General features: G+C 64.0%; 3 protein-coding genes. 2 read left to right on the forward strand and 1 reads right to left on the reverse strand.

Features of this window, described 5'->3' with window-relative positions; genetic code table 11:
• Positions 1–209: 209 nt before the first annotated feature.
• On the forward strand, positions 210–386 hold the full coding sequence (locus tag QOI01_RS00720) for a DUF3817 domain-containing protein (RefSeq protein WP_526377651.1): 177 nt from the start codon (positions 210–212) through the stop codon (positions 384–386).
• Between the two features lie 20 nt (positions 387–406).
• Positions 407–1,969 (forward strand): glycosyltransferase family 39 protein, encoded by a 1,563-nt coding sequence (locus QOI01_RS00725; protein ID WP_526377653.1) that lies wholly within the window; start codon positions 407–409, stop codon positions 1,967–1,969.
• Positions 1,970–2,017: 48 nt separating this feature from the next.
• Here QOI01_RS00725 and QOI01_RS00730 read toward each other — a convergent pair whose 3' ends face one another.
• On the reverse strand, positions 2,018–2,455 hold the full coding sequence (locus tag QOI01_RS00730) for a dihydrofolate reductase family protein (RefSeq protein WP_526377655.1): 438 nt from the start codon (positions 2,453–2,455) through the stop codon (positions 2,018–2,020).
• Positions 2,456–2,533 lie beyond the last annotated feature (78 nt).

The following is a 2,533-nucleotide window of genomic DNA, read 5'->3' on the forward strand; positions in this document are numbered from 1 at the left end:
TCTGCGAGAAGTACGACCAGAACTGTTTCGACACGCAATTCGAGCACCGTCCGCTTGAGTTCTTCCGCCCGATGGTCGAGCAGATCTTCGCCCGCGAACCATGGAGCGTCACGCACTGACCCGAAAGATCGAGGCGTGCTCGGAGGTCACATACCTCACCCTTTGCACATGATTGCACCACGAATCCCGCACCCACTCGCTACGGTCGCATGGTGCAAGGGAGATGGACGAGCCGATACCTGCTCGCGACACTCAGCCTCGCAATCAAAGTCCGCTGGCCCGTCTGGACCACGATCGGCACGCTGCCGGCTGGCGCGATCCCGCTACTAGGCGTCATCCTCGAGCACTTCCGAACCAAACAGGTCAACGAAAAATTCGATCTGTAGCGGCAGTCCGGTCCGCGCGAATGCTTCAAGTCGCATTGCCACTGGCGGCAGTGGTCGTGGTCGGCGTGGCACTCCGCACATTGGTGTGGTGGCCGTCGCACAACCTGTTCGGCGTGCTCGAGTACGACGACGGCGTCTACTACGCGGCGGCGCGACTGCTGCTCGATGGCTACCTGCCCTACTCCGGCTTCTCGATCGTCCACCCGCCAGGGGTGTCGCTTGTCCTGCTGCCCGCGGCCGTCTTCGGGTACCTCCTCGGCGACCCGATCGGAATGGTCGCCGGCCGGGTCGAGATCCAGCTGGTCGTAGCGCTCAACATCGTGCTCGTGTACCGGCTCGCCGCACTCCTCCCCGGCGACCCGGTGACTCGCCGCCGACGTGCGCTCGTCGCGGCCACCCTGTACGCCGTCATGCCCAACGCGATCGTGGCCGGGCAGACGATCCTGCTCGAGCCGCTCGCTACCTGTGCATGCCTCACAGCGGTCTGGTTCCTCCTACGCCAGGACCAACCCACCCGCTTCGACCTCGTTACCTGCGGCATGTTCCTCGTCGCCGGTGTATCGCTGAAGCTATTCGCACTCGCCTATGTAGTCGTCGTCGTCGGGTACCTTCTGTGGACACGACGGCCCGGATGGCTGCGACCGCTGGCTGGCGGCGGACTCCTTGCCATGGCGGTGGGCATCGCGCCGTTCGTCGTCTCAGCTCCCGCCCGTGCCTGGCACGACATCGTGGTCACACAGCTCAGCCGCGCGCGCAACTCGTTCGTGCCCGTCGGCCTCGACCGTGTCGTCGACATGATGGGGCTCGCAGACATCACGATCCCACTCGCCCTGGTGCTGATCGTGCTGCTCGTGGTCATCAGTTTCCGGCGTTTCGACCCGCAAGTCGGGCTGTGGGTGTCAGTGCTCGTGATCACCGCCCTGGCGTTCGCGACGTCACCGACTTACTTCACGCACTACGGCGAATTTCTCGGTCCCGCAGTCGCTCTCTTGGTCAGCCGCGCCCTCGACGTACGAAGCGGCGCTCTGATCGCCATAGCATTCGCCGCCGCTTTCGTGATCGGCACCGGCGTTCGACTCAGCGATCTTCGGGGCCAAGAGGACCTGCGCGCCGCCACTTCCGCCATTGCCAACGGCAGTTGCGTCTACTCCGACACGATCAGCCTGTCCCTGATGGCCGGCGTCTACACCGCGCCGAGCCCCCGCTGCCCGTCATACGTCGACGGACGCGGCGTCGCCCTGACCCAAAACACCACTTGGGACAACCGCGTGAACTTCTACCCGGACGGGTTCGTCGCCGACAAATGTTGGCAGGAAGCCAATGTCGAACAAATGAAGCACGCCGATTACCTGCTCCTACGGTTTTCCCCACCGACGTTTCCGGAGTGGGACGGGTCGACGCGTGCTTACGTTTTGAGCCACTTCACGTTAGCCGTGAGGCATCCAAATGGCCGGCAGCCGTTCGAGTTGTGGAAGCGCCGGGCACCTCGGGCACATGGTGGCGCCGCGCTGCAAACCAAGCAACAACTCAGCGTCGATTACAGCAAGCCGCCGATGCTCTCGTGCAACGCCCTTGACGATTAGCCGATGTGGACACGTCACGGAGCCGAATCCAGCATCTGTCGTGACAAGCTACCTTCTCGGCTCATACCGCAGAGCTACCGCCCCGGAGCCGAACTCCAGCCGGCCCACGGGTTTTAAGTCGACATGCTTCGACAGCCCCGCGAACAACGTCGGCCCATGGCCCACCAGCCTGGGCTGCACGACGAACTCGTACTCGTCGATCAATCCGAGCTCCGCCAACGCCATCGGAAGCTTCACGCCTCCCACGAACAGTCCCTTGCCCGGCTCCTGTTTGAGTTGCTCAACGGCCTTCGCCAGATCGCCCCCTGGCTCCCTGGGCACGAGCTGGGCGTTCCAATCGACCCGGTCCAGGGTGCTGGACACGACGTACTTCTTTGCCGCGTCGATCGTCCGGGCGAAGGGCTCCATCCAATCAGGCCTCGCTCCCGTCCCCAGCCCCACCCGCGCCGGCGGCCGCCACGCTGCCTCCATCATTTCGTAAGTCACCCGGCCAATCTGAAGGGGACGCGAACGATTATCATCTTCACGAGCGGCGAGACACGGTCTTGCCTCGCTTGGCCGTTC

The sequence above is a fragment of the Mycobacterium sp. genome (assembly GCF_032162605.1).
In the GTDB taxonomy this organism is placed as follows: Bacteria; Actinomycetota; Actinomycetes; order Mycobacteriales; family Mycobacteriaceae; genus Mycobacterium.

What these genes read in the sequence shown, in the direction of transcription:
- QOI01_RS00725 (WP_526377653.1), top strand. Translation starts at nt 407, where the DNA reads ATGCTTCAAGTCGCATTGCCACTGGCGGCAGTGGTCGTGGTCGGCGTG.
- QOI01_RS00720 (WP_526377651.1), top strand. Translation starts at nt 210, where the DNA reads ATGGTGCAAGGGAGATGGACGAGCCGATACCTGCTCGCGACACTCAGC.